This is a genomic window from Caballeronia arvi, from assembly GCF_001544695.2.
In the GTDB taxonomy this organism is placed as follows: domain Bacteria; phylum Pseudomonadota; class Gammaproteobacteria; order Burkholderiales; family Burkholderiaceae; genus Caballeronia; species Caballeronia arvi.
Map to the genome: position 1 here is coordinate 1 of NZ_FCOM02000141.1, position 4,840 is coordinate 4,840.

Below are 4,840 nucleotides of genomic sequence, written 5' to 3' on the forward strand. Positions count from 1 at the left end.
ACTCAAGCTATATTTCGCACGCCCCTACGCACACTGTTCGCAGACGACCGTTTCCGCACACCATCAGGCCAAAAAAAAGCCCACTTGTTCAGCGGGCCGGTAACAGGGGAACTTCCAACGTTACGCCGCGAAGGGCGCAAACAAAGCTTATGCCACTCTGAGCAAAAGCGAGAGTTCGTATTGGGTGCGCAATGGACCCGCCGGGTTCCGCAGGGGGCCAATACCTTAGACATCCACCACCGATCAACAACTAATGTTTGCTAACAAGTAACGCAGGACTGGCGGCGCGTTGGTATCGCTGCAGCTGGAGCTTCGTTTTCTTTCGAATGCTGGCAGGGAAAAGACCGGTACTTGCAACCCCCGGGGGCCTGCCTTCAAAAACCGAACATTTGGGCCAAGCTCACGGTTGTTGTTGAGCCGCTGACGAGAGAGGACCACCCCCCAGAAATTTTCATTCGACCAGGCAAAAGACCCCTACCCACCCCGGGGGCCTTCCAGCCGATCAGGGGGCCTCAAATTGGGCCGTAGACGCCCACAGGGGGGCCGGCTGGGGTCCGGAAGTCAACCCGGGCAGGCAGGGTGCTGCAGGGCCGTATAGCTATACAGCTAGCTTTCTGTACATACGGCTGTACGTACATACATCCATACGTACGCCCATACAGCCATACGCCCATACGTCCATACGCCTACCTAGCTATCAACCTAGCTAGGAACCTAGATGAACCGGAGGGTTTGGGGCTGTAGGGCTCTTTCTCTACGGGTTTCCGGGTTTGTAAACCTGTTTGTATACGTTTGTAGAGGGCTGAATCCCTTGCTGGCATTGGGTTAGCGGGGAGCTATTCTGAGAAAAACCCGGTGAACTCTGAGAGAAACCCGGTGAGTCTGAGAGAAACCCGGTGTTATCCACAGACCGCCAGAGACCGCCAACTACGAGAAACCGGGTGCCTCAGGATATCTGAGGGGTGGAGACAATCTCAGTTACAGCTTATTCTGATGGGAAATATTCATCTGTGAGAAACCGGAAAAACCTCAGAATATGGCCCGTAAAGCTCCCCTCAAGCTGCTGACCAAAGAAGCAGACGACCGCCACCTATCCGAGAAACACGTAACCCTTCGCAATGACCTCGTAGCGGCATCGCATGGGCTGAAGACACTGGCTGAACAGAGGGTAGTGAAGTCATGTGCTGCCAAGCTCGACTCAGTGAGGCTCGATCAGGGCCGCTACAAGGTGACGCTATCGGCTGCTGAGTATGCAGAGACCTTCGGACTGGATTCGGACACCGCATACGACCAACTCAAGACCGTATCCAAGACCCTGATGGACCGGGTTATCCGAAGGGAGGAAGAGACACGCCGAGGGCTGAAGGTATACGTTGACCATTGGGTAACGGGTATCACGTATCACGAAGGGGAAGCATGGGTGGAGCTGCGGTTTAGCCACGAAGCAACGCCTTACCTCGTAGCCCTACGTGGCAACCACACCACCTATCTACTGAAGCAGGCTGCTGGCCTCCGCTCGATCTACTCATGGCGCCTTCTCGAAATGCTCATGCAGTTCAAAGACACGGGCTGGCGACAGATGGACGTACCGGACTTCATCAAAGCGATGGACGCCAAAGAGAGCCATGCAAAGGACTTCGGCCAGCTACGCCGATGGGTGATAGACCCCGCAGTGAGGGAGCTAACGGAAAAGGATGGCTGGCTCATCGACTGGCACCCGATCAAGGCAGGAAGGAAGGTCACCGCCCTACGCTTCACCTTCGAGAGGGACCCTCAGGGAAGGCTCCTGTAGCTACCCCGCGCCCATCCGCACAAAGGCATAATTCCCGCACACAAAACAAGATCAGCCTTACGGGGGCCATGCTGATGGACGTTACAGAGACTCGCTACCGCAACTTCAAACACCTCTTCGAGCAATTCAAGGAGGTAGTACGGAGGGATGACCCAAAGGCACCAGAGAAGGGAATGCTGAAGCTCTTCGGCGATAGATTGGGGGTGCGTGAGGCGTACATGTCGCACATCAACACCAAATTCAAGAACATCGGCCCAACGACCGCACGCAAGATGGAACAGGCGCTGAAGCTCCCGCACGGCTGGATGGATCAGGTTCATGGACAGCCCAAGGCGAAACAAGAGCCCAAGCAGCAGGACCAGCCCAAAGCTACGCAACAAGAGCCCACTTCAGGCAAGGATCATTTGCAGGTGGTATTTGAAATGTGCCGCCGGAAGGATGCAGACAAAACGATGACGAGGCTTCTTTCGCTGTTGGACGAATTGGGTTGACGCAACAGGGGTGAGCTTCAGTCTCCCTCAGGGACCGACGCTGGATCATCCCCGTACATCACCTTCCTCAGACCCGGGAAGTACACATCACATCGCTCGTTATGGGCTGAGGCATTCCTACGGGGGCAGCTCGCCAGCTCGGCACCAAGGTCAGTCATGGGGAACTCAGGGCCAAGGGACTCCACCAGCCGCGCCACCTGATACCGGCCCCTACGCTCACACCGCGAACATGCCACCTCGATATGGCTGGCTCGTGCTGCTACATCACCGAGGGCAATGGCTCCGTTCGTCATCTTGGTTCCTTGGTTCCTTCCTTCCTTGGTTCCTTGGTTGCCTCCTTCCCTCCTTCCTTGGTTCCCGGGGAAAGTGCAACCTTGCACCTGGCTGCAACCTGGCGGCGCGTTCCCCAAATGATCAAGCTTGATCATCCCCCCGTGGAAGCCCCAAGATCAACGTTGATCTTCCTTCTAAGACCGTGACCATCTAGGACCCATCTAATAGCCTTGGAAGGGCTGGGAGGCCTCAGGAAGGTACGGGACTCGAAGACCGCGGAACCGCTCAGAAGGGCTGTATGAGGGTCCTACAGGGGGCTTCAGAATTCGAGCTCTTCAGGATTAACCCAGTCCACTCCCAACCACTTGGATATGCGCTCGACCAAGTTAGGGCTGTACATATCAAGCGCCCTCCACGTTACTTCTGGGTTGCGCTCAAGCTCCTTACCGAACGTCTTTCGCAACCGCTCCGCCAGCTTCTGAGCTTCACGCTCAACCCAGTCATCGGACCCAACATCATCATCCTTATGGGCTCCCTTCCAAAGGCTCCACGCTTCTCGCCATCTTAGATCTGCTGCGTACTCCTTACCGTGATTATCGATGATGAAGTCACGCACCTTCCGCATATCGCTGATACGGGATTTGGCTACCGTCGTTGCCTTGTGAACATCGTTGATGGAAACGTCAGGGGTGAGAACAGTCAGCCGCCATGCCGCATGGGTTTTCTCTTCGGGCTTCATCGGCAGCTTGTCACGGCTGTTCGTCATCGCTGCATGAGTAATGGCCTCATCTAATGACCCGTCGAACACCGTTACCGGAATCCTGCCCTTGAAGTCAGCCGCTTCATACGCATCAGCTCGGTGGTGACCATCAATGCAGGTCCATCCGGTACCGGTCCAAAACACGGTCAGCGGCTCAAGGGTATCGCCACCCTTCACCACCCGTTTCAACGTTGCTATGTGCTTATCGCTCTCCCAGCCCTTCTCCAACCGATGCTGGAACAGTTCCGTCATGAACAGAATCTGGGATGGGGGTAGCTTGGTGGGCTTCTTCGGGGTCGGGATGGGGTTGGCCGCAATGCTGGCCTCGACCGCTTGCTTAGTCGCGTAAAAACCGTCAGTCATGAATTAGGGGCAGATTGTAGGCTCATCCTAAAAGGAGAGGCGGGGACAGGGGCCGCAATCGTACTTCGTTTATTGAAGTAAGCATAGGAGACCCTTAGAATCCCCTGAGAATCCCTCACAGGCCCGTCAGATAAGGCTGTGGAGCATCACCGCAAGGTCTCCAAGACCACAGGAAAGACTCAGGGGTGACCTAAGGGAGCCTATGGCATCCCGTAGGGAGACGAACAAGGGGAAACACATCACAGACCATCCAAGGAAACCAAGGGCTCCCAGAGGCTCTACCGGGGCTTCCCTGAGGGAATCCAAGGGGTTGCAAAGAGGCCCCGTGGGAGACTCACCGAAGGTCTCCAAAGCCCACGGATGACCCTCAGGAGACCCCCGGGAAAGCCCCTCTGCCTATCGAAAAGGGACTTCTGCACATCGCTTTTGTAATTCTTGACTAAGCAACCATTTATTCCGCTGCCTTAGCCCTCAGGATGGTTGCACGGCTGGTGCTGTAATCCCGGGCAAGCTGCGACACCGATACCCCCTCAGCAAGGGCTTCACGGACCTTCTGTTGCTCCTGAGGACTCAGAGCAGACTTCCGCCCCAGCTTGACCCCCTCCGCCCTTGCACGGGCCAATCCTGCCTGTGTGCGTTCGATGATCAAGTCCCTTTCGAACTCTGCTATCGAAGAAATGATCCCCATGATCAGCTTCCCTGCCGAACTCGTGAGATCAGCGCCACCGAGCTGGAGGCAATGCACCCGCACACCCATCCCTGCCAGCCTATCGACCGTGGCCCGCACATCAAGGGCAGACCGGCCCAGCCTATCGAGCTTGGTAACGATCAGCACATCCCCTGCTTCCAGACGATCAACGAGCTTGGCAAACAGAGGGCGCTTGAATGCCTCCGTGCTGCCGCTGATGGTTTCCTCAACGATCCGCTTGGCATCGACCGTGAAGCCGGCCGCTTTGACTTCCTCAAGCTGGTTGCTCGTGATGAGTTCGGTACGGCTAACGCGGGCATAGATGAAGGTGCGGGACATTGGGGCCTCAGGGGTGAACGAAAACGGTGTACGAATTATGAGACCTGTACGAAATTAACTCAAGCTATATTTCGCACGCCCCTACGCACACTGTTCGCAGACGACCGTTTCCGCACACCATCAGGCCAAAAAAA

Annotated in this window: 4 protein-coding genes; 2 read left to right on the top strand and 2 right to left on the bottom strand. The window is 56.1% G+C overall.

Annotated features, from left to right (window positions below; all coding sequences use genetic code 11):
• Positions 1-1,036 precede the first annotated feature (1,036 nt).
• Both AWB74_RS43310 and AWB74_RS43315 read left to right on the top strand, forming a co-directional pair.
• Positions 1,037-1,792, top strand: coding sequence for a replication initiation protein (locus AWB74_RS43310; RefSeq protein ID WP_061152631.1), 756 nt, complete (start codon positions 1,037-1,039; stop codon positions 1,790-1,792).
• A 173-nt stretch (positions 1,793-1,965) separates the two neighbouring features.
• Positions 1,966-2,283: a hypothetical protein gene (locus AWB74_RS43315; protein ID WP_143749510.1), complete on the top strand. Its 318-nt coding sequence runs from the start codon at positions 1,966-1,968 to the stop codon at positions 2,281-2,283.
• 592 nt (positions 2,284-2,875) lie between these two features.
• Here the strand turns inward: AWB74_RS43315 and AWB74_RS43325 are convergent.
• Positions 2,876-3,679 (bottom strand): ParB N-terminal domain-containing protein, encoded by an 804-nt coding sequence (locus AWB74_RS43325; RefSeq protein WP_061152633.1) that lies wholly within the window; start codon positions 3,677-3,679, stop codon positions 2,876-2,878.
• A 451-nt stretch (positions 3,680-4,130) separates the two neighbouring features.
• Positions 4,131-4,706 (bottom strand): recombinase family protein, encoded by a 576-nt coding sequence (locus AWB74_RS43330; protein ID WP_061152634.1) that lies wholly within the window; start codon positions 4,704-4,706, stop codon positions 4,131-4,133.
• Between the last annotated feature and the right edge of the window lie 134 nt (positions 4,707-4,840).

What these genes read in the sequence shown, in the direction of transcription:
- AWB74_RS43325 (WP_061152633.1), bottom strand. Translation starts at nt 3,679, where the DNA reads ATGACTGACGGTTTTTACGCGACTAAGCAAGCGGTCGAGGCCAGCATT.
- AWB74_RS43310 (WP_061152631.1), top strand. Translation starts at nt 1,037, where the DNA reads ATGGCCCGTAAAGCTCCCCTCAAGCTGCTGACCAAAGAAGCAGACGAC.
- AWB74_RS43315 (WP_143749510.1), top strand. Translation starts at nt 1,966, where the DNA reads ATGCTGAAGCTCTTCGGCGATAGATTGGGGGTGCGTGAGGCGTACATG.
- AWB74_RS43330 (WP_061152634.1), bottom strand. Translation starts at nt 4,706, where the DNA reads ATGTCCCGCACCTTCATCTATGCCCGCGTTAGCCGTACCGAACTCATC.